We start from the raw sequence: 20,794 nt of genomic DNA on the forward strand, positions 1-20,794 counted from the left end.
TGATAACAATGCGTTAGAAAAATTATCGCTCTGCGCAATACACCAGATCGCCACGCGGGACAGGCCGCGGCTGAAGGCCCAGCCAGGTGTTGTAGCCTAATCGCCCGGCACCACCGAGCGTGGTGCCCTGCACCGCGTCTTCGCGCAGGATCACCCGCGTTTCCCATTCAAACTCCACTCCGGCGTACTGACGCACCCAGTCGCGCAGCTCGGTGACCCACGCTTCACCCGGCAGAAAGCGGTTGTACTCCTCCGCGCTCAGTGGGCCAATCTCGATGCGAAACTTATGCTGCACGTCGCGGACGGCGACGCCGAGAAAGGCGGACTCACCCATGCGCGGCATGCGGCGCCCTGCTCCCAGCTGCGCCTGCTCGCGCGTGGAAAGCGGCATCCACTGCGGCACGTTGCTCACCAGCTTAACCGGCGCCTTAAAATAGCTGCGCAGGATCTTCTCCAGCCCCTCCGGATCCCGTCCGTGACGGGTCAGGTGCCCGGCGTGGGTAAAGCGGGCATGAGAACTCAGGCTGCCTTTGTTCATCTGACCCGGCTGCCCCATGCCAATCAGCGACGCCAGGTAGCCTTCAAAGCGCCTGTTATCGGCGCGATCCAGTGAGACAGTGGGCTGCGCATCCGCCCAGGCGCGGTAAAACAGCAGCGCAAGGCGGTGATGGAACAGATCGGCAAACGCGCTGAGGCTGGTGTCCTGATGATGATAAATACGCTCGCGGGCGTATTCGGTCATGTGGACCGGCAGCGGGCCGTTCGGGCCAAACAGGCCGAAGCTGAGGATAGACACCTCATGCAGCCCGCCGTCCTCCCGCTGACGCACCTGGGCCAGCGTCGACGGGGCAAAACTCATCGACGGCTGCTGGCCGATGCGCAGCGGTTCAAATTTCGGCAGCGGCGCGCGTCCCAGAGGGTAGCGCTCGCCGCCCTGGGCATCAATGCGCCTTAACAGCTCAAACAGATCGTAGCGCCAGGGCGTCTCGCGGACCCCGTGCCAGAACGCATCCGGCAGCTTCGTCAGGCGATGCACGCGCAGCGGTGCAGCGGTGTCACTCATATCAGCGCCCTTTTACCCATGCGCGGCGCCCAGTAGCCAATCTCGCCGCGCTGCTGACTTTTCAGGGTGAACTCCGTAAAGCTGTTGATCGACACCAGACGGGCAAAGAGACGCTCCATCACGCTGCCGAAGAGCCACGGACTGGCGCCGGAAAAGGCTCGCTCATCCACCGTCAGGGTAATGCCGATCCCGCGGGCGAAAACGACCGGGCCGGGTTCAGGCACGCGGCGGTGAACCGGCTCCAGCACGCAGTGACGAACGCCTTCCACCTGACGCGCCACGGGCGTTTCTGCCAGGTTGGCGTACAGCCCTAACAGCTGTCGCAGCGCGGCTGCGCCCTCTTCGTTTTCGCTGTCCATCAGGCTGAGGTAGTTCATCTGCAGCTGGCTAATGAGCCGCCAGGTGCTGAACCCTTCGGCCAGCGCCGGACGCGGCGGCGTCGGGCCTTTACGCAGCGTGAGGGATTTCACCGGCATGGAATCGGCCATAATGAACTGCCCGAGCTCCTGCTGCAGCATCAGCGGCAGATCGCGGCTGGTGCAGAGCACCTCGGCAGAGATATAGCGCAGGTTTTCCTGCCAGGGGGCGTGCTGTTCATCCACCAGCGAGACAAAGACCTCCGAGCCGATATAGCCGGTACGGGTGCCGTAGCGCAGGGCGTGCTCGGACAGCACGCGCTGTTCGCGGCGCAGGGAAAAATAGGCCCCGTAGTTGCCCGCATCGCCGCTCCAGGTGCTCCAGAACGGACGAAACGTCTGGTCATCACGCTGGCCGTCCGCGCTGCCATAGATTTTTTTGACCGCGTAAATTTCATAATCCAGCGGACGGATGTTATCCACCACCAGATGGTATTCATGCTGGCCCTCATTCAGCTTCTGACGCGCCGCGACCTTTGGGAACAGGTTGATGACCGGCGTGCAGTGCAGCGCCAGGTGGCTGGCATCGACCACGCGCTCCAGCTGTTCATCCGACTTATCCAACAGAATAAAGATATCGAAGGCTTTTTCGTCTTCACAGCGCTGGATGAGCTTGCTCAGGCCGCTGAGGCTAATGAAGCGGAAACGGGCCGGAAAGGCGAAATACTCCTGCAGCAGGCGATAGCCGTCAAAGTTGCGCAGATCGTCCGGAAGCAGCGCCTGGTCAGGTTCAAAACCCTCCTGGCGCAGCGCATCCGACGCCAGCAGCTGTCGCTGCGGCTGCGGGCCGACCGTCTGACAGACGATCCCAACGTGGTGCTCCATCACCAGCTCCAGCAACTTCAGCGCTTCAATGTCCGGACCGCCGAGGAAAAATTCCAGACGGTCGAAATCCAGGTGCCCGAGGTTTTGCGGGCCGTCGCAGGCGATGCGGATCCGCAGAGCGCTGCCGATCCCCCGCTGGCTCAGCCCCAGCTGCGCGAGCGGCAGATCGGCGGGCACGCCGCCCAGCTCGACCTTGTCGATTTTCAGCGGCAGCAGGTTGACCTCGTGCGCCGTGGTATAGCTGCAGGTCACGCCGGTTTTTTTCAGCGCCAGGCTGTCCATCATGGTACCGCGCGGCACAATGAAGCCCTTGCTCAGGTCACCCCTGCTGCTGTCGGGCTCAATCTCCGCGATCGCCATCGACGGCGTGGGCGCAAGATAGTTCGGCGCAATCATCTCCAGCAGACGCTGAGAGAAGCGCGGAAACTCCGCGTCCATTTTCATCTGCACGCGGGAGGTCAGGAAGGCGAAGCCCTCCATCAGACGTTCGGTATACGGGTCCGCCACCTCGATGCCGCGCATGCCCAGCCGCCCGGCGACTTTAGGATAGCGTTCGGCAAACTCGGCCCCCATTTCGCGCAGGTAGGCCAGCTCACGGTTGTAGTATTCGAGCAGTTTACTTTCCATGATTACCCCGCATCTTTCAGTTCAAAATGGCCGTTTTCCAGATCGACATCGGTACGAAACAGAAACTCCAGCGGGTAAGGCACACACCATAAACGCCCTTTGATCTCGATGGAGAGCACGTTGTGCAGATCCAGCGAGGAGGTATCCGACACGCAGCGGACCTGCAGCCCCTGCGGCAAAATGCGCGGTTCAAAATTGATGATGGCCTCGGTGAGCTTGCGCTGAATGTCGTGCCATTCGATGTCCGACATTCTCTTTCCGGCCAGCGGCGCGACGCCGAAGTTAACCACCGAGCGGCTCACGTGCGGCAAGGCGCTCAAATCACCTGAGGCATCGTGGTTGATGGTATTAAACAGCCACTGCAGATCGCGCAGGACATTGCGGCGCAGGGCGGCGTGGGTGATCAGATTGCTATTGGCCGACTCGCGCTTTTTTTCCGGATCGTTATCGGTGAGGCGATCGAGCAGCGAGGGCTGCATTTTGTCGCGCCCCCCCACCTTCTCCTGCTTGCTGCGGGCTTGCCAGCCGCTGCGTAGCAGATCGCCTTCGCCAGCGGGATTACTCATCGGCTCCATCCGTCGCAAACGTCACGAGGCTGAGCGACAGCAGCGGGCTTTCGCTTTGCTCGCTCAGCCAGGCCTTCTGGCCCTGGCCTTCATACAGCGTGCCGTCAGTATCGAGCGGGTGCCAGTCGGTGGTGCGCCCCAGTTTGACCGCATCAGAGGCGTCGTCTGCAAACGGATAACGCGCCGGGATCTGACACACCTGCTCCGTCCCGTCGGTCAGGCGCACCAGGGCGTGACGCCAGACCAGATCGGTCACGCTGGCGGGCGCCTGGAAACGGATCTCCGCGATAGCGCTAAACGGCAGCCAGAAATAGCGGCCGTTCACGATGGTTTCGCAGACCGGGCCGAGACGGGCGTCGCCGTCCATCAGCCAGTCAAAAGCCTGCGTCTCCTCATTTTCGAGGGCGATGTGACCAGGATTTGCCTGAGCCTGTTCAAGCGCTTCAAGACGCAGCGCCCGGGCGCGCTCGCCCTCCTCGCTCAGCGCAGCGGCAAGGGTAGTCAGCCACGGCCACTGGGTTTCAGGCATGGCCGGACGCGCCTGTCCCGCCATCACCTGCGCGCGCTGCAGCTCGCCCTGGATGGACTGCTCCAGCAGCGTGACGGTGGGTTTCGCCTGCGGCTTCAGCGCCAGCCAGCTTTTCAGCTGGGTCAGGGCACGCGTCCAGTTGCCGCTGAGGGTTAAAAACTGCACGAACGCGGCGCGGAGATCGGCATCCGCCGGACGGGCTTTGATTTCAGCTTCAAGGCGCGCCAGCGCGTCGTTGAGCGACTCGCCCGCCAGGTGTTGATAGAGCGTATTCATTGCCATTCCTTAATTTGCCGCGCGCCATGCGCCGACGGCCGGATCGCGCAGCTGAGGACGCAGGGTGTCAATCAGAACGATATTCAGCGGGGTACCGGGTGCCACCCAGGCGCTCCAGGTTTTTTTCACCGCCGCGATACGCGCCTGCAGTTTTGCATCATCGCTGGCGGTTTCACGGGAGATCTCCACCGCGACCGTGCCGTTGCTCTTCCAGCTGTTCAGGGCGTTGTCGTAAGGCAGGATCATCCAGCTCTGGTCGCTGTTTGGAGTGCTGAATACCATGCGCTCTTTGTTGACGGAGGTGATCAGCGCGTTTTCCGGGTCGGCGCTTTGATTCAGCCCGGTGACCGGGAAGCCATGAATGTATGTTACCGCCATCTCTTTCTGCCCGCCGTTGCGGGACTGCGACACAACGGTGTGTCCGCTCAGCCAACTGCCGTTCCCGCAGCGGGTGGTGTCAGAATCCGGAATAAAGAGCGCCGGTGCAGAAGCGCCCCCTTCCCAGAAGGTGCGCAGGTGGCAGCCGTCCTGAAGCGTAAACTCCTGCCACGGCGTACGGTCGGCGGCAACGGTGCGGGAAGCCACGTTCTGATCGGGCGGCAGTAACGCGCCGCTGGCTGGGGTGGCGGTGACGGTCGCGGCAGACGCGGCCTGCTCCTGTTTCACCACCAGCGCCCAGTCCTGCGCTTTGCCAGCCGTGCCCTGCGCCAGCGTGGTACCCGCCGGATCGTTGAGCGTCCAGCTAAGCTTATTCACTTTGCTGCACTGGTGTTCCAGCAGTGAGCCAAGACGCGGCACAAAGTTCTCCAGCACGGAGACGTCTTTCTTGCCGTTCGCCACAATACGCAGCGCCACCTCAGGCTTACACCAGCTCTGCGGCGTGTTGTCTTTGATGTTGTCGATCCAGATATCCAGCTTCTGCGCAGGAGACTGCACGATGCGGAAATTTTCAGCCTGCGCGGTGGAGGTCGCCGCCAGAAGTGCCAAACCCGATAGCCAAAGTTTCATATCGTTCCTTGTGTGTCTAATCAGTTCCGCAGGGAAGAAATTGTGCTGCGTCAGAGAGGGTGTGCAGCAAAGTGGTGTCCTGAGGGTTGCCCATCCATACCGCCAGGGCAGTATAGTTATCCTGAGCATTCCCTTCCTGTTCGCCATTCTTTTGAATGATTTGGTTCATTAAGGTCAGCCACTCCTGCGGCGTATTGACCATATGCAGCGACTGCTTCATTTGCTCTTCGCTGACGCCGTGCCAGAACCCGTCGGTGCACAGTAAAAAAGCATCGCCGTCCTCAACCTGCACCACGTCGCTGTAGCTCGCTTCCGGCCCGCCGTTTTCAATCCCCAGCGCCAGATAGAGCAGGTTGCTGTTCAGGTTGTCGGTCTGGTGCCCGGCATCTTTCATCTGCTGCACCAGGCTGTGGTCGGTGGTCACATGCCACAGCCATCCGCGGCGGAACAGGTACAGGCGGCTGTCTCCGGCATGCGCCCAGTAGGCCAGCCCGTAATCACGGTCAATGAACAGGCTGACCAGCGTCGTGCCCATCCGGCGATAGTCCTGAACGGCCTGCTGTTCGCTGAGAATGGTGCGATTCGCCGTCTGCACGTAGTCGCGGATGTGCTGCGCATTAAGATGTTTGTCGCCATCGAAGCGGGAGATAATGCTGTTGCGGGCCAGCGCGGCGGCCACCTCGCCGCCCGGCAGCCCCGCGATGCCGTCGCAGACGACAAAGCAGGCTGAACGTTCCCCTATGGTTTCTCCCGTCTGATCCTGGTTGCTGGCGCGCGTCCCCTGGCGGGAGAGAGAAGCCGTTGCGATATTCATTTGTCTTCCGATCCGCTCTGTGAGTCTTTGTACTGATTGACCTCCATGTCATACGCATGAAGGAAGGCTTCGCCGAACAGGGTGTGGAAGTCGTCCTCAATCTCGCCCGCCGTCTCGCCATAGCTGCGAACAAAGTAGTCCCACAGGGCGGCTTTGCGGCTGCCCGGCAGCGCCAGACGCGAGGTCATGCCGTTCTGCTTCGCCTGCTCTTCCAGCTGCTCCGGGTTAAAGGACTGCAGCATCGCGGCAATGATGGCGCGGATGCCGGAGATCATACCCAGCTGGTGCGCCTGCAGATCGATCAGCGCATCGCGCACGGATTTGGTTGGTGGCATAAAGCCCGGCATCGGGGTGCCGAACATTTGGATTAACACGGTTTTGCCGGTCGGCAACAGCTTGAACGGGTTGTTGGCATCGTCCAGCACCATGGTCATGTCGGCTTTTACGCCGCGCTTGAGAATGGAGCGTGAGGAGAGCAGCGCCACGGTCCCCTGAGAGAACATACCGAGGATCTGCCCCAGCTGACGCATATTTTCACGGTCAAACTGCGGAACGGGCTGCATTTCGCTCAGCCCCATCCCCTCCAGCAGTGCCTCCAGCAGCTCGCCCTGCAGCACTTCGCCCTTCTCACCGCTGTTTGCCGTGGCGGCTGGCGAGGCGGCGTTATTGACCGGGTCGATGCGCAGGCGGCCCTTCGGGGCCTGCGCGCTGCTGCGCGCAACGGCCTGCGGCGTAGGCATGGTGAAGCCTGCGTAATCCGGTCGCGCGGGCTCTTCTTCAGCACGCGGTTCTTCCTGCGGCTCAGGGGCGAACAGCGGAGAATCGGCCAGCACGTCCTCTTCCTGTTCAGGTTCAGGTTCAGGTTCCGGCACTGGCGCAGGCTTCTCGGCAATAATGTCATCCGGATGGGTTAGTGGCGCGCCGCCCATCAGCCCGAGCGGGTCGTCATTACGCGCGGCTGGTGCGCTGGCCTTACCGCCAAACAGGGCCAGCGGATCGAGCTCATCCGTCGCCTCTTCTTCTGGCTTCACGGGGTTCGTCTCGCCCGGCGGCACCAGCGTTGACGGGGTGACGTCGTCAAAAATACTCTCTTTTTTGAACAACGCTTCGTCGCTGAACAGCGTGTCCGGGTCGACATGCTTACGCTCGAGCTTTGGATCGCTGTCGTTGAACATCGCCAGCGGATCTTCGGCGTTACGCTCCGGGGCCGCAGGCTGGGAGAACGGATCGTGCGATGCAGCAGGCTGCGTTTTTGTACGGTTGCTGGAGATGCTGTCGGAGATGGAGAACTCCTGCATCAGGCTATCCCAGATCTCCGTTGGCACGGCGGTCGGCTCGGCTTTCCCGCGCGGTGCGGCACTTGCCGGTTTCGGTTGAGGCGCTGGCGCGGTCGCGGGTGCGGCTGTCGGACGCGCCTGCTGATGCATGCTGGCCGCCATACGGCTCACAGGCTGGGTATCGTGGATCAGTTCGGTCACTTCGATACGGTAGTCATCAATACCGAGAATGTCGCCATCCTGCAGTTCAACCTGACGCCCTCGCTCCAGCGGAATGTCATTTAATACCACGCGGGTGACGCTGCCACGGTTGGTCACGCGGCATTCGCCCTGGGCGTCCACGTGAACAATGGCCTGCAGTCGAGAGATGGTGCGGTCATTATCCGGCAATACCAGATTGTTATCCGTACCGCGCCCAATGGTGCCGCCCGGGGCGTAAAAATCACAGCTGCTTTGCGGCGGCTGATGACCGGGTTTCGTAGAAATAATCGTGAATCGCATGGCGTATTCCTGCTGGTATGATTAGCGCTCAAACGCTGCCGCTCTCAGGACGAGAACGGCGGCGTTTGGGGCCGGATTCCATTGCTTCTATTTTGCGGTTTTGAGCAGACGAATCGCGTCGCTGTTGGCGATTAAGCTGCACTTTAAAACCTGATATTGACCCGGTTCGGTACCGCCTACTTTCTCTTTCAGTAAAGAAACAATCACCTTGTCAGCTTTTTCAAAATTCTCAGCAGGGAGATTGCTTGCTTCCAGCCATGCGGCCGCGCTGGCCTCTGCATCGTCTTTCAGACTTTTACTGTCCGCAATCTTACTGATGCATCGATTTTGCACCCAGTTTTCAAAGATTTGTTGCTGAGAAAAAGCGCTGACATCAGGCAGGGTTTGGGCATAAACAGCAGAGGCATTTATAGCCAATACCAGCAGTAATAAACGTTTCATTTCAGGCTCCAGAATGTTGCGTTGGTCGGAATAAACGAACCATTACCCGGTGAGCCCAGAAAATGGCAATCATCAGAGCAAATATTTCCATTCCAGAGTGTGACATGCCCGGTTGCGTCGCTCCAGCCGTGCCCGGTAAAGATGATAATGCCTTGTTTGCCTGCAAATTGCGCAGGAGTGGGAGAAGAGACAGACATATCGGCATTGCCAAGTACCGTGGGTAGAAATGCAATCATATCTTTAACGCGGAACATATAGCGCTTTTTGTCGTTTCCGGTCACTGTCGCATATTTACTGTTAGAAGGAATAGGAATGCCACAGTAATTTAAAACGTAGCTCATACGAATTGGGCAGGCATTTTTAAAAATACCGGCGTCAATATTATGCTGTACTTTTCCACCCAACAATTTGCCAACCTGTTCTACGCTCACGTTCACTTCTCTGAATCTGTTCCAGGCGGCACCAAAAGCAGGACGCATTTGAGACATCTTGTTTCTCCTTGATAAGAAGCTCAGGATGGGGCTGTCGCTCTCGGGGCGAGAACAGCGACGTTTGGGGTTAATACATTCTATTCAGTCTGCGTAAGCTTAAACTGGCCTGAAGGACCTTCTTGTAAGGTGAAACGGGCCGCATAGCGAATAGAATCGTTTTTTCCTGACACTTTCAAGGCAACATCATATTCTCCGGCTTGCCACGCAATCCCCTTCCACTGGTGACACTGCTGGGTCGTTAACGTCACCTCTGGGCTAAACGTTGACGGCGGCGATATCGCTTTCCATTCATTTCCCGCGCGTTTCATTATGGTGGGCGAATGGCTGGTGACAGGCGCGTCTAAGCCGGAGTTAGCAGGGATAGCAAAGCAGGGTTCGTTGTTCTTTAGCGTAACTGAAAGTGACTGATATTGTGCAGGATGAGACACACAGGCACTCACCGTAAATGCGATTGCCACAACACTGAGGAACTGTTTCATAACCATACCCGCCGGTCTTTAGGATTTTGAATAAACAACGATAACACCTGCAGGTATTTATCCTTCAGGTCTGGCCCGATAATTCCCTCAAACCCTGCAATGTTTCGGAAATCACCCAGGCCGTAATTTATCAGATAATAAAAATCTGAAATGATAGAAGCCTGCTGCTCCATACCAAAGTCCGATAGTTTTTTATCCGGGGGCAGAGAATAATTATAACTTGCAGCCCAACTGAATACGCCTCGGGTTCGAACATTCATTCCAATCTGATGTTGCAACACATGCGCCATCTCGTGAATAAACCAGTGTTTATATCGCGGAACTTCTATTGAGAAGTCATCCCGATAATGCGGCTCGCGAAAATAGAGCTCACCATTGGGTGTCATCGCAACATCAGTCGACTGCATATTAAATGGCAAATAGCTTTTGTTATGGACTTTAACTTCTGAATACTTTATTGCGTCACCAAAAACCGAGCGCGCCAGTGCTATTTCGCCAATGGTGAGAGGACGGGTGCCTCCTTCCTGCAAACTTGCCATGCTATCTTCCTTCCCGGTTGATAATGACCGGGGAAAACTCCCCGGCCACATACGCAATTACGCTTCTTTGTTTTCTTTGATGTTCCAGCCAGCGCTGCTTTCAGCACCTTTACCACCAGACGTGGTCTGCTCCCAGTACTGCTGTTTCACTTTCGCAGCCTGGAATGCGTAGGTCACACCCACGGTATCGCCGTTGTCTGCACCGGTGTACTGAACAGAGGTCACCAGCACATCTTCCAGCGTAATGCGGGAGTATTCCACCTGCTGGCCGCCCGCTTTACAAACGGACAGTTCGACTTTAGTCAGGTGTTTACCGCTGGCGCAGTGTTTCAGGATAGCGGTGGTGGATTTGTCGATCAGCGCGTTAACGTGCAGGTCGTTAAAGTTAACTTTACCGGCACCGCCGCCACCGCCAACGCTCATATTACCTGGCTGGGAAGCGCCCCAGGAGAAGGAGGTAATATCAGTCCAGCCGGTGTGGTTAGAATCTTTAGATTCGCCCGTAACACCCTCGACCTTCAGAAACATATCAATAGCCATAATATCTACTCTTCGTGGATGAACAATATTGCTTTCGAAAAAGCACTTATATGGCAAACAGGAAAGCATGGGGCTGAATAAAACCGTCCATATTTTACCTCTGCCTCACATCAAATGACCCGTGTCATTTGACAGTCTTACATTCCCCCGCAATAACGGAATGAATGTGAAGTCATTATTACCGTGCGTTATTCTGGAACCTGTTAAAGTCGGCATTAACAACTTAGCCGTCTTTCTTGCCGGGTGGCGCTGTGCTTACCCGGCCTACATCAAGCAACAATATCAATAGGTTGCACGTTGCTCTTACGCGTCTTTCGTCTTCAGCGACGGCAGTTTAGATACCAGACGCAGAGAAACGGTCAGACCTTCCAGCTGGTAGTGTGGACGCAGGAAGAACTTCGCGGCGTAGTAGCCCGGGTTGTCCTCAATCTCCTGCACCTGCACTTCCGCAGCTGCCAGCGGTTTACGGGACTTGGTCTCCTGAGAGGAGTTAGCCGGGTCACCGTCGACGTAGTTCATGACCCAGTCGTTCAGCCAGCGTTCCATCTCTTCGCGCTCGCGGAAGGAGCCGATTTTGTCGCGCACGATGCACTTCAGGTAGTGGGCGAAGCGGCAGCAGGCGAACAGGTACGGCAGACGAGAGGCCAGACGCGCGTTAGCGGTCGCATCCGGATCGTGGTACTCCGCCGGTTTCTGCAGAGACTGCGCGCCGATGAAGGCGGCAAAGTCGGAGTTTTTGCGGTGAACCAGCGGCATAAAGCCATTTTTCGCCAGCTCGGCTTCACGACGATCGCTGATGGCGATCTCGGTCGGGCACTTCATGTCCACACCGCCGTCATCGCTCGGGAAGGTGTGGCACGGCAGGTTTTCCACCGCCCCGCCGGACTCCACGCCGCGAATCGAGGTGCACCAGCCGTACTCTTTGAAGGAGCGGTTGATGTTGGCTGCCATCGCGTACGCGGCGTTCGCCCAGGAGTAGCTGTTGTGGTTCGCGCCGTCGGTCTGCTCTTCAAAGTCAAAGCTGTCGACCGGGTTGGTGCGAATGCCATACGGCAGGCGCGACAGGAAGCGCGGCATCACCAGGCCCAGATAGCGGGCATCTTCGGATTCACGCAGTGAACGCCAGGCCGCGTATTCGGTGTTCTGGAAGATCTTGGTCAGGTCGCGCGGGTTAGCCAGCTCCTGCCAGGACTCCATCTGCATCACGCCCGGTGCGGTACCGGTAATGAACGGACAGTGCGCCGCAGAGCCGATGCGCGCCATTTCACCCAGCAGCTCAACGTCCTGCGGGCTGTGGTCGAAGTAGTAGTCGCCCACGATGCAGCCAAACGGCTCGCCGCCAAACTGACCGTATTCCTGCTCGTAGATTTTCTTGAAGATCGGGCTCTGGTCCCAGCCCACGCCCTTGAAGCGCTTCAGGGTACGGCCCAGCTCCTGCTTGGAGATGCTCATAAAGCGGATCTTCAGCATCTCGTCAGTTTCAGTGTTGTTCACCAGGTAGCTCAGACCGCGCCAGGCGCTCTCCAGCTTCTGAAACTCTTCGTGGTGAATGATCTGATTCACCTGCTGCGACAGCTGCTCGTCGATACCGGCAATCAGGTTCTGAATGGTACGGTAGGTATCGTTCGAGAAGGTGACGGTATTTTCCAGCGCCTGCTGCGCCAGGGTTTTGACCGCGCTTTCGACGGCGGAGCGGGCCTGATCGGTTTTCGGGCGGAACTCTTTGTTCAGCAGCGCGCTGAATTCATCCTGGCTGAACGCCTGACCCGCCTGCTGCTCATGTTGTTGAGTCTGGTTGCTCATCGATTATTCCTCGCTACCTTTCGCGCTTTCGTCATTTTTCGGCAACTGGCTCAGGGATTTGAGCAGCGTCGGATCCTGCAGAATTTTAGCGATCAGCTCTTCCGCACCGTTTTTGCCGTCCATATAAGTCAGCAGGTTAGAGAGCTGGGTACGCGCTTCAAGCAGCTTGTTCAGCGGCTCAACCTTGCGGGCCACCGCATCCGGCAGGAAGTCGTCCATGCTGTCGAAGGTCAGATCCACGTTTAGCTTACCTTCGCCGGTCAGCGTGTTATCCACCTGGAACGCCACGCGCGGCTTCAGCGCCTTCATGCGTTCGTCAAAGTTGTCGATGTCGATTTCGAGGAATTTACGCTCGTCGACGGCCGGCAGGTTTTCCACCGGTTTGCCGACCAGATCGGCCATGACGCCCATCACAAACGGCAGCTGAATTTTACGTTCTGCACCGTAGATCTCTACGTCGTACTCGATCTGCACGCGGGGAGCACGGTTACGTGCGATGAATTTCTGCCCACTGTTACTCATTGCCATGATGTTCTCCATCAAAGATGCGCGGTGAAGGTGAAACGGCAGGCTCCATGCCTGTCGTCATAATGCCTGGACGCGCTATTCGCGGCGCCCAAAGATGTTTTCCAGTTGGTTAACGCCGTCTGGCGCCAGGTCGCGAATAATGTCCATAAAGTTAAGTTCTGACAGCCGCTGCACCCGTTCAATCATCAGCGGTGCGGGGTGGCTCGGTTCGTACTGCGCAAAATACTGCTTCGCTTTTTCCAGCATCAGCTGCGCGTCGGCGCGGCTGGTGACCTGCACGCTTCGCCAGTCGGTGACCGGCTGAGCGGGCTGCGTTGCCGCCGATTGCTGCTCGGCCTGTGGTTCTGCCTGCACCTCACGGTTCGGCAGCAGCTTGCTGATGTCGGTCACCTGACACGCACTGGTTACCAGTCCGACGGTTTTCAGCAGTTGCTCCATCTCGGGCACGCCGCTTTCACCGAGATGCCCGGTGAGCAGCTCGCGAATCGCCAGCAGCCGTTCGTTAATGACGATAACCGCTGCGGTTCCCGGCTGGTCGCCGCGGGCCAGCTCGTCAATCAGCCGTGGACGGCCGCCGGGATAGTCCGAACATTCCGTCTTACTGCCGTCCAGCAGGGCCTGGGCATCCCGGAGCGAAATTTCATCGCCGTTTGAACGCAGAAGCGAGGCGTTTCGCACGGCGACGGTGAGGTCGGATTTATCGCTGAGCCCCGCCAGGGCGTTAATGCGATAGAACGGATCGGTTTCGCCATACTCTTCCAGCAGCGGATAGAGCGGTTCCCAGTAACGGGCGATCGCCTCCTGCACCAGCAATAATCCGTCCGCGTAGCCCGCCAGCCCGCGGCGGCGCGTCCAGGCATGGGTTAACGCCAGCAGGACGCGAAGATCTTTGGTGCGGGTCAGCAGGCTAGTGGCGTATTTTTCTACCGTGTTCCAGTCTGCGGGCTCTGCCGGGATAATGGTGTCGCCAAACTGCTGTTCCGCTTTCCCAAGACTTGCCTGATTCATGATCTGGAAGTCAGCGTCATACTCCAGGTTTTCGCCGCAGGGTTTGTCGGGGCTTATTGGCGCGAGAAATTCTTCGATATTCATAAGATCCCTGCTTATTCAAACATGGGCGGATAGAGACCGTGACGCCCCGGACGGGCGCCCCCTGCCGGGTCGAACAGCAGGGTGAAAAGCTGCCCGGTAAAGTTGCCGCTGTGCACGTGGGTGTATAGCGGGTAACCGTCGCAGCGGTTGGTCCACCAGTAGCTGGTCTGACGTAGCGGATCAAAACACTCCGCCGCCTGAGGCCAGCCCAGCGTGCTCTGGCCATCCTCGTCATAGCCAATCACATCCAGGATGTCGGAGCGCTTTTGCGGCTCGACCGGCTGCGGCGCCGGAATGGTCATCAGCATCTCATCCAGCTGCGAGGCGGAAAAACTGTTGCGCACCGCGTGCAGCCCCAGGCGCCCAATCTGCTGATACCAGCTTTCGGCCTGGCTCAGCAGGCTGGTCGACCATTCGGACGGCGCGAAGCTCAGCTGAAGGCAAACCGGATATTGTCGGCCAACGCTGTCGCGGCCGGGCAGCAGACAGCCCATCTGGATCATCTGGCTGCCCAGCATGGGCGGTACCACATAATTCCAGACTGGCGCTTTCTGGAACTGGCGCTCGCCGCTGCGCTGCTCTTCCTGCTGCCAGGCCAGCAGACCGACCTGAAACCAGTGTGACCACTGGCGCTGTAAAGTGTCAGGAAAGCGACGCTGCAAAAAATCTCCGGCGCTGGGTAATTTGCCATACCAGCTGTAGCGGTTCATCGCAGGGGTATTCGTCATACGGCTGTCCTTGCGGTTATGGGCATGAGAAACGGGGAAGCTGGAACGGGTTGCGAATGCTGTTTGGGGCAAACTCCAGCGTGACCTGATGTCCGTCGACGTTGAAGGTGGCCTGACGGCTCAGGCTACCCGCGCCCGGGCTGGTGCTCGCTTTATCGAAGAAGCGGTTGAGCGCCCAGGCGCCGTTGGTGACCAGCGTCGCCGTGCTGCCGTTCGCCAGCCCCAGCTGCATGCGTACCTGGTTGGTGCCGCCCGGCCCCGGCCAGTTCATGATCTGCACGGCCTGCGGACCGTGGCTGTAGCGCAGCAGCTGGCCGTCAACGTCCAGGGTCAGGTTCAGAATGGTGTTATCCATTCGCACGGTGCGAACCGTCACCTTGAAGGACGGCGTCGTTGCGCCATTAGCAAAGAAGGCGTCGCGAATCGACTGGGCCTGCTGGAACGGTCTCAGCAGCCCTTCACTTCCCGGCAGCGTTTTCCCGTCGATGCCCGGCATAAAGCGCCAGTTGGCCTGCGTGGTGTCCACCTTATTGGTCAGATTGTCGCGGAAGAAAGCGTCCATCAGCCCGGTACCCGGCGCAAACATGCGCGCGAGATCGTCAGGGGTGACCTCGGTGCTGGCGCTGCGTACCAGCGGGTAGCGACCGGCAATCGCCTGACGGCAGAAACCGCCCACTTCAACGTTAATTCGCTTACGTACGTTTTCCAGATCACGACGCTGGGTATCGCTGCTGGCGCCCACCGCCATGTTGCTGAACATGGTTTGCAGCCCGCCCGGCAGACGACCGGCGCTGGCCTGCAGACGGCTGATCGCCTCGCCGCCCGGTGCCGGCATCCCGCTGTTGGCCGCGTCCTGGACGGCGGTCAGGTAACGATAGAGTTCATCCACCTGCTTGAGAAAATCATCAAATACGATGGTCTTCCCCCCCTTCTCCAGCGGCTGCGCCAGCTCAATCATCGGCGCATAGTGGTCGGTGACCAGCTGTTCCGGCGCCTGGGTGACCACGGCGGCCTGGGTCGGCGCTGCGTCATTGTTGCTGAACAGGGCTTCCAGCGTACGGGTGGCGCGGTTGCTTTGATCCTGCGCTTTGCCTGCATCTTCTGGCGCTGGCGCATTGCGTGACAGCGTCAGGACCTGGCTCAGGTTCTGCACCAGACGGCGCAGCGGCGAATTGCCGCCGGAGAGCAGGCGCGCGGTGTTGATACGCTGGGAAAGGTCGGCGCTGTTATTGAGCTGAATGTCGGCGAGGAAGCGATCCCAGTTAGCGATAAAGTCGCGCATGTAGAGCTGGCGCACGGCGTTATCGATCTGCTGCTTATCCTCCTGCGCGGTGGCGGCCCCCAGCACCCAGGCGTCGTCCTCGTGCAGGGCGGTGGTCACGCTGTCAATCTGGCCGTTAAAGCTTTTCCAGTAGCCGTCCGGCGTATACAGACCCGGTACGCCTTCGCTCACCGGCTTGCCGCTTTTGCGGGAAAATACCAGCTCGCTCTGCGGTCCGCCCAGGTCGGAAAGGGAGACCGGCTTCAGGTTGTCATCATGTTCCAGCAGGCGCTTGAGGCGACCGTAGACGCGGGTTGAAAGCGGCTGCTGGTTGATCATCGCTCTTTCGCGGGCAACCAGAGATTCATCCTGCGCGTACGGCGAGGCCTGAATTTTCGGTTCCAGCAGCTGCGTCAGGTGCCATTCAAGCTGCTGCAGCTGCGCCTTCGTGACGTTCTGCGGCAGATTCCGCTGCAGATTGAGCATCACCCACGAATGCAGGAATTTGCCGTCATAGTGCTTCGGCTGATACAGCATCTGATAGGCTTTCAGCGCTTCATAGCTGTATTCCACATCGCTGCCGTTGTCGTTGCGCAGCCAGGTAGTGATGTGCATGGCAACGGCAGGGAGCAGCATCTGATCCAGCGCTTTCTGGTACAGAGACTGCGCGGCATCGCTGACGTCATCCCCGCGATAGAGCCCCATGCGGCGGGATACGGGCGGATCGTTCACATCAAACGCGTCGCTTTTCGGCAGGTCAACCAGCCCGTTCAGCAGCGGCAGCAGATCGAACAGGTCGCGCTGCGGCTGGTTCTGTAGCACTTTGCTCTGCTGGTCGAGCAGCGGAACCTTCGCATCCACCTCTGCCAGATAGGTCTTGTTCTTGGCATAGCTGGTGAGCCACAGACCGCCGAGGATAACCAGCAGGGCCAGCAGCGCCGCGTAACCGGACCAGATCACCGCCCGGTTGCGCAGCTCCCACCAACGGTTTTCACCTGCGATCCCGGCTTCCTGGAAGATGACGTTTTGCAGCAGATTCTTAATGAAGAAACTCTGGCCTTTTGCGCCCGGGATAGGCGCTTCTTTGCTGACCGAATCCCAGTTATCCGCCTCGCCCCCTTCCGGCAGCGACAGAGCGCGGTTCAGTTCGCCCATCACGCGGTCGAACGGCATGCCTTCCTGCGTCCCGCTGGCGAAGTAGATCCCGCGCGGAGAGAACTCGGTTTCGAAGTTGGAGCGGGCAAAGACCGTGCTCAGGTAGTCTGCCAGCAGCGGACGCAGCGCGGCGAACTCCTGCGGGAAGAGATACGCTTCTGCGCGGGTTTTCGCGTCATGCTCTTTCAGCATGGTTTCCGGCAGCCCGGCATCAAGGCGCTGCTGTAGCAGAGAAAACTCCTGCTGGAAGTTGCCCATCAGGTCGTAATCAGCGTGTTTGGTTTGCTCCCACGGCAGCGTAAAGCCCCAGATCTGGTCGCGCTGGGCTTTATCGTAGTCGGCAAACCACGCGCGGAAGCCTTTAAGCAGGTCGGCCTTGGTCACCATCACGTACACCGGGAAGCGGATACCCAGCTGCTCATGCAGCTCGGACAGACGCTGGCGCAGGTTCACCGCCTGCTGGCGGGACGCCTCGGCGGACTGGGTGAGCAGGTCAGAAATGCTGATGGTGATGATGACGCCGTTGATCGGCTGGCGGCGGCGATACTTACGCAGTAACCCCATGAACTCCAGCCATTCGCCGGCGTCCTGCACCTGCTCGCTCTCCTGGGTGGTATAGCGGCCCGCCGTGTCCAGCAGCACCGCCTCATTGGTGAACCACCAGTCGCAGTTGCGCGTGCCGCCAATGCCCCGCAGCGCGGTCTTACCGAAACGATCGGCCAGCGGGAACTGCAGCCCGGAATTGACCAGCGCCGTGGTTTTACCGGAGCCCGGCGCGCCGATAATGACGTACCACGGCAGCTGATAGAGATATTGCGTGCTGAAGCGCTGCGTCCACTGGGCGCCCTGGCCCGCTTTGCTGAAGTGCGCTTTTTTCAGCATCTGCGCGGCTTCATCAAAACGGCTGGCGAGGATCTGCTCCTCGCTGTTCAGCCGCTTCTGCGGATCCGCCGCTTCCGGGCTGGCGGTATTCTCCTTGAGCTTGTCCATCAGCTTGCGGTTCAGCCAGGCGTTGTACAGGCGCGGCAGAATGTGGCCCTGCGCCCAGAGCAGATAGACCACGGCAATGCTGATAATACGGTTCTGCTCAGACTCAAGCGGTCGAGTGTCCACGATGGACAACAGGGGACCAATCATCCAGATCACCGCCGCCAGCGCCGTGACGCCGAGGAAGCTCCACAGAATGCGGTTGGTCAAAATGGAAAGAAGTGTAGTCAGCATTCCTTAGTTTCCTTGCGGCAATCCGTTCAGCTCAGCCTGAGTGTTTTCAGGCGACACCAGCAGAGTAATTTCCACACGGCGGTTACGGGCGCGATTTTCAGGCGTCGTGTTCGGCGCCACCGGGTTAATCTCGCCCCGCCCTTCCGCTTTCACGCGGCCAGGCTGAGAGAGGCTTCCCTGCAGCATTTTCTGTACCGAGCGGGCGCGTTCCAGAGAGAGTTCATAGTTAGAGGCAAAGCGCGCGCTGCGGATCGGTACGTTGTCGCTGTAGCCCACCACCAGAATTTTGCCGCTGACGTTATTCATCGCCTGCGCAATGCGGTGGATGACCGGTTCATAGCGGTCACGCACGACGGTAGAGGCAGAAGCAAACAGCCCGTCGCCCTTCAGGATAACGACGCTGCGATCCGCTTCGTCTTTCACCGCGACCAGGCCAGCCTCGATTTCAGGTTTCAGGAAGCCGCGCAGGTTCAGCACAGCCGGAAGCTGACGCGCCGGTTGCTGAATAGTGGTTTCCGGCAGCTGAGACTGATAAATCTTCGCCAGCACCGGGTTGGTGTTATCGCCAAGACGCCAGTTAAGCACGATATAAAACAGGCAGGCGATAAACCCGGCCAGCGCCACGCAGGCCCACAGGGGAACCATCGGCCGCCAGAGTTTGCGCAGCACCGGACGATCTTCCGGATGGGGTGAAAGCGGCGGCGGATAGCTGCCGCGCACACCGCGGATCATCTGCCACAGCCGCTGCTTGATGGTTTCAAGCTGGGTGCGGCCGTTATCCAGCACCCGATAGCGTCCTTCGAAGCCCAGCAGCAGGCAGTAGTTGATCATCTCCAGCAGCAGAATGTGCTCGCGCGGGTTTTGCGACAGGCGCGCCAGCAGTTGGAAGAACTTCTCGCCGCCCCAGGTTTCGTTATGGAACGTCACCAGCAGACCGTTGCTTGACCAGACGCCGCTGCTGCCCCAGGGGGTGAGCGCGGCGGCCTCATCGAGCGCCGTACACAGGCAGTAACGAGCCCCGACGATCACTTCGTAGGGCAGTCCCGCCTGCTGGCAGCGGACTTCGAAACGGCGAATCTCATCAATCAGGCGCTGGCGTAACGCCACCTGATCGTCATGGGAGATTGAGTGACGGATCTGCGGAATCGCATTGAGCAGCGGATTGGCGGCCGCCACCAGCTGATTGTTGCTACTGGCTCCGGTAAAGGCGGCATCACTGCCGGTGTCCTGTCGTTCCTGCATATTAAGCGCTCGCTTTATTATTCTGTCGGGCTACGGATGGCCCAAAACTCCATATCCAGCCCCGGGAATTCCCCTGCAAGATGCAGGGCGAATGCACCGGACTTATCCATCTCGTGCCACAGCTCGCTGCCCTTCTCCAGTTCAAAGTAGCTATAGCCGGCATGCCACGGGATCTGCGGCGGCGCGACCGGCATGGCGCGCAGCATAATGCCCGGCAGCTGAAGCTGAACCAGATCGCGGATTTTCGAGACCGGCGCGACCTTCATCTGCGCCGGGAAATGGGTTTGCAGGTGTTCGCCTGGCACGTTGGCTTTAACCGCCAGCACGAAGCCGAACTCACGCACCATGCTGGTTTCAGGCACCGTGGCGATGTTCAGGCCGTGAGAGCGTTCGTTAAGCGGCAGCTGAATCGCGTGGTCTTCCATCACCAGCGACAGCCCCTGACGCAGCATCAGCATCAGCTTGCTGAAGCAGTTTGCCAGATCGTCATGATCGTAAATCGGCAGCACGCTTTCAGCGGTACGCTGGGACGTCCAGGTGGCAAGCTCGGTCGCAAACGGCAGCCAGCTGCGCCAGAGCGTTTCCGGATGCAGCAGCGGGAGGGTTTTTAAATGAGAAACCTCGCCCAGATGACGGTTAACCAGCGACAGCAGCGTGAACTCAATCAGCTCGGAGGTATTAAAGCGACCGGGCTGGCGCAAACGACCGCCAATTTGCTGGCTGCGCTGCACCAGCAGACCGTGCAGATCGTTGATCATGCTGTAGATCTGCGGGCTGTTGTTGGCGTTGAGCATCGGCGGGATGTAGCTGTTGTCGAGCCGCACGTGGTTGTCGTTACGCTTCTCGGTCACAAACGCCACGCCGATGGCGGTCCACTCTGCCGTGAGGTCTTTTTCCAGCATCAGGGTCAGACGCAGGCGGCCAAACTGGACGGTGGCATCCCCCACCGACATGGCGTTATCGTCCTCCACCTCTTGCTCGAAAGCGATGAAGCGCGCCAGCGAGGCCGGTTCTTCGCTAAAAATCACCTCTTCTCTCTCGCCGCGACGTACCGGCAGCGCAAGCACCACCTTTTCGTTAGTGAGATTGTCAGGAATTTTCAGCGGTGCAGGGCCGTTGCGCCCGTTACGCACCTGGAAAAAGGTGCCGTCCGGCAGCAAGCCACTGCAGTAGCTCAGGGCAATGCATCCCTGACGAAGCATCGCTTCATCCAGTTCAACGTCGAGAAAGCCCCAGAGATACGACCGCTGTAGTGCGCCCCATTCACGAACATGGTTGAGCAGATAGCTTTCAGTCCGCTGAAAATGGTGTGGACGCAGGAACATGCCTTCGGTCCAGACGACCTTTTCTGCTTTCGTCATGATGATGTGTT

General features: G+C 59.0%; 19 protein-coding genes. All 19 read right to left on the minus strand.

Features of this window, described 5'->3' with window-relative positions:
* Window positions 1-22: 22 nt before the first annotated feature.
* Entirely contained in the window at window positions 23-1,063 is a 1,041-nt protein-coding gene (gene tssG, locus AC4IC4_RS13515; RefSeq protein ID WP_491471320.1) for a type VI secretion system baseplate subunit TssG, read from the minus strand.
* Window positions 1,060-2,931 carry a type VI secretion system baseplate subunit TssF gene (gene tssF / locus AC4IC4_RS13520; protein ID WP_090419874.1) on the minus strand — a complete coding sequence of 624 codons (1,872 nt, stop codon included), beginning with the start codon at window positions 2,929-2,931 and terminating at the stop codon, window positions 1,060-1,062. The genes tssG and tssF overlap by 4 nt, the downstream gene beginning before the upstream one ends.
* Window positions 2,932-2,933: 2 nt before the next feature.
* Window positions 2,934-3,497: a type VI secretion system baseplate subunit TssE gene (tssE, locus tag AC4IC4_RS13525; protein ID WP_491471321.1), complete on the minus strand. Its 564-nt coding sequence runs from the start codon at window positions 3,495-3,497 to the stop codon at window positions 2,934-2,936.
* Entirely contained in the window at window positions 3,490-4,302 is an 813-nt protein-coding gene (locus tag AC4IC4_RS13530) for a type VI secretion system accessory protein TagJ (RefSeq protein ID WP_024909841.1), read from the minus strand. Before AC4IC4_RS13530 ends, tssE begins: the two co-directional genes overlap by 8 nt.
* Before the next feature lie 9 nt (window positions 4,303-4,311).
* Window positions 4,312-5,310: a hypothetical protein gene (locus AC4IC4_RS13535; protein WP_048029471.1), complete on the minus strand. Its 999-nt coding sequence runs from the start codon at window positions 5,308-5,310 to the stop codon at window positions 4,312-4,314.
* A gap of 16 nt (window positions 5,311-5,326) precedes the next feature.
* The gene (locus AC4IC4_RS13540) at window positions 5,327-6,124 is read right to left on the minus strand and encodes a PP2C family protein-serine/threonine phosphatase (protein WP_008502637.1); all 798 of its coding nucleotides are present in this window, start codon (window positions 6,122-6,124) and stop codon (window positions 5,327-5,329) included.
* The gene (gene tagH / locus AC4IC4_RS13545; RefSeq protein ID WP_491471322.1) at window positions 6,121-7,902 is read right to left on the minus strand and encodes a type VI secretion system-associated FHA domain protein TagH; all 1,782 of its coding nucleotides are present in this window, start codon (window positions 7,900-7,902) and stop codon (window positions 6,121-6,123) included. The genes AC4IC4_RS13540 and tagH overlap by 4 nt, the downstream gene beginning before the upstream one ends.
* Before the next feature lie 87 nt (window positions 7,903-7,989).
* Window positions 7,990-8,343, minus strand: a complete 354-nt coding sequence (locus AC4IC4_RS13550; protein WP_491471323.1) for a T6SS amidase immunity protein Tai4 family protein — start codon at window positions 8,341-8,343, stop codon at window positions 7,990-7,992.
* Entirely contained in the window at window positions 8,340-8,831 is a 492-nt protein-coding gene (locus tag AC4IC4_RS13555) for a type VI secretion system amidase effector protein Tae4 (RefSeq protein WP_032645536.1), read from the minus strand. Before AC4IC4_RS13555 ends, AC4IC4_RS13550 begins: the two co-directional genes overlap by 4 nt.
* Window positions 8,832-8,911: 80 nt before the next feature.
* Window positions 8,912-9,319: a putative T6SS immunity periplasmic lipoprotein gene (locus tag AC4IC4_RS13560; protein WP_412728472.1), complete on the minus strand. Its 408-nt coding sequence runs from the start codon at window positions 9,317-9,319 to the stop codon at window positions 8,912-8,914.
* Entirely contained in the window at window positions 9,310-9,852 is a 543-nt protein-coding gene (locus tag AC4IC4_RS13565; protein WP_491471324.1) for a hypothetical protein, read from the minus strand. Before AC4IC4_RS13565 ends, AC4IC4_RS13560 begins: the two co-directional genes overlap by 10 nt.
* Window positions 9,853-9,909: 57 nt before the next feature.
* Complete coding sequence (locus tag AC4IC4_RS13570) at window positions 9,910-10,392, minus strand: Hcp family type VI secretion system effector (RefSeq protein ID WP_008502640.1); 483 nt, start codon at window positions 10,390-10,392, stop codon at window positions 9,910-9,912.
* Window positions 10,393-10,695: 303 nt separating this feature from the next.
* Window positions 10,696-12,195 (minus strand): type VI secretion system contractile sheath large subunit, encoded by a 1,500-nt coding sequence (gene tssC, locus AC4IC4_RS13575; protein WP_014884232.1) that lies wholly within the window; start codon window positions 12,193-12,195, stop codon window positions 10,696-10,698.
* A 3-nt stretch (window positions 12,196-12,198) separates the two neighbouring features.
* Window positions 12,199-12,723 carry a type VI secretion system contractile sheath small subunit gene (tssB, locus tag AC4IC4_RS13580; protein ID WP_008502644.1) on the minus strand — a complete coding sequence of 175 codons (525 nt, stop codon included), beginning with the start codon at window positions 12,721-12,723 and terminating at the stop codon, window positions 12,199-12,201.
* A gap of 75 nt (window positions 12,724-12,798) precedes the next feature.
* Window positions 12,799-13,815, minus strand: coding sequence for a type VI secretion system protein TssA (gene tssA / locus AC4IC4_RS13585; protein ID WP_491471325.1), 1,017 nt, complete (start codon window positions 13,813-13,815; stop codon window positions 12,799-12,801).
* An 11-nt stretch (window positions 13,816-13,826) separates the two neighbouring features.
* Complete coding sequence (gene tagF, locus AC4IC4_RS13590) at window positions 13,827-14,543, minus strand: type VI secretion system-associated protein TagF (protein ID WP_024909832.1); 717 nt, start codon at window positions 14,541-14,543, stop codon at window positions 13,827-13,829.
* Between the two features lie 16 nt (window positions 14,544-14,559).
* Window positions 14,560-18,180 (minus strand): type VI secretion system membrane subunit TssM, encoded by a 3,621-nt coding sequence (gene tssM, locus AC4IC4_RS13595; RefSeq protein ID WP_491471326.1) that lies wholly within the window; start codon window positions 18,178-18,180, stop codon window positions 14,560-14,562.
* Between the two features lie 3 nt (window positions 18,181-18,183).
* Window positions 18,184-19,422 (minus strand): DotU family type VI secretion system protein, encoded by a 1,239-nt coding sequence (locus AC4IC4_RS13600; protein WP_024909830.1) that lies wholly within the window; start codon window positions 19,420-19,422, stop codon window positions 18,184-18,186.
* A 17-nt stretch (window positions 19,423-19,439) separates the two neighbouring features.
* Window positions 19,440-20,783 carry a type VI secretion system baseplate subunit TssK gene (tssK, locus tag AC4IC4_RS13605; RefSeq protein ID WP_024909829.1) on the minus strand — a complete coding sequence of 448 codons (1,344 nt, stop codon included), beginning with the start codon at window positions 20,781-20,783 and terminating at the stop codon, window positions 19,440-19,442.
* Between the last annotated feature and the right edge of the window lie 11 nt (window positions 20,784-20,794).

The organism is Enterobacter sp. Taxon_2 (assembly GCF_058355295.1).

Bases quoted from the DNA above. Each gene is read 5' to 3' on its own strand.
- AC4IC4_RS13570 (WP_008502640.1), bottom strand. From the start codon at position 10,392: ATGGCTATTGATATGTTTCTGAAGGTCGAGGGTGTTACGGGCGAATCT.
- tagF (WP_024909832.1), bottom strand. From the start codon at position 14,543: ATGACGAATACCCCTGCGATGAACCGCTACAGCTGGTATGGCAAATTA.
- tagH (WP_491471322.1), bottom strand. From the start codon at position 7,902: ATGCGATTCACGATTATTTCTACGAAACCCGGTCATCAGCCGCCGCAA.
- tssB (WP_008502644.1), bottom strand. From the start codon at position 12,723: ATGGCAATGAGTAACAGTGGGCAGAAATTCATCGCACGTAACCGTGCT.
- AC4IC4_RS13560 (WP_412728472.1), bottom strand. From the start codon at position 9,319: ATGGTTATGAAACAGTTCCTCAGTGTTGTGGCAATCGCATTTACGGTG.
- AC4IC4_RS13555 (WP_032645536.1), bottom strand. From the start codon at position 8,831: ATGTCTCAAATGCGTCCTGCTTTTGGTGCCGCCTGGAACAGATTCAGA.
- AC4IC4_RS13565 (WP_491471324.1), bottom strand. From the start codon at position 9,852: ATGGCAAGTTTGCAGGAAGGAGGCACCCGTCCTCTCACCATTGGCGAA.
- AC4IC4_RS13540 (WP_008502637.1), bottom strand. From the start codon at position 6,124: ATGAATATCGCAACGGCTTCTCTCTCCCGCCAGGGGACGCGCGCCAGC.
- tssG (WP_491471320.1), bottom strand. From the start codon at position 1,063: ATGAGTGACACCGCTGCACCGCTGCGCGTGCATCGCCTGACGAAGCTG.
- AC4IC4_RS13530 (WP_024909841.1), bottom strand. From the start codon at position 4,302: ATGAATACGCTCTATCAACACCTGGCGGGCGAGTCGCTCAACGACGCG.
- tssC (WP_014884232.1), bottom strand. From the start codon at position 12,195: ATGAGCAACCAGACTCAACAACATGAGCAGCAGGCGGGTCAGGCGTTC.
- tssK (WP_024909829.1), bottom strand. From the start codon at position 20,783: ATGACGAAAGCAGAAAAGGTCGTCTGGACCGAAGGCATGTTCCTGCGT.
- AC4IC4_RS13535 (WP_048029471.1), bottom strand. From the start codon at position 5,310: ATGAAACTTTGGCTATCGGGTTTGGCACTTCTGGCGGCGACCTCCACC.
- tssM (WP_491471326.1), bottom strand. From the start codon at position 18,180: ATGCTGACTACACTTCTTTCCATTTTGACCAACCGCATTCTGTGGAGC.
- tssE (WP_491471321.1), bottom strand. From the start codon at position 3,497: ATGAGTAATCCCGCTGGCGAAGGCGATCTGCTACGCAGCGGCTGGCAA.
- tssA (WP_491471325.1), bottom strand. From the start codon at position 13,815: ATGAATATCGAAGAATTTCTCGCGCCAATAAGCCCCGACAAACCCTGC.
- AC4IC4_RS13600 (WP_024909830.1), bottom strand. From the start codon at position 19,422: ATGCAGGAACGACAGGACACCGGCAGTGATGCCGCCTTTACCGGAGCC.
- tssF (WP_090419874.1), bottom strand. From the start codon at position 2,931: ATGGAAAGTAAACTGCTCGAATACTACAACCGTGAGCTGGCCTACCTG.
- AC4IC4_RS13550 (WP_491471323.1), bottom strand. From the start codon at position 8,343: ATGAAACGTTTATTACTGCTGGTATTGGCTATAAATGCCTCTGCTGTT.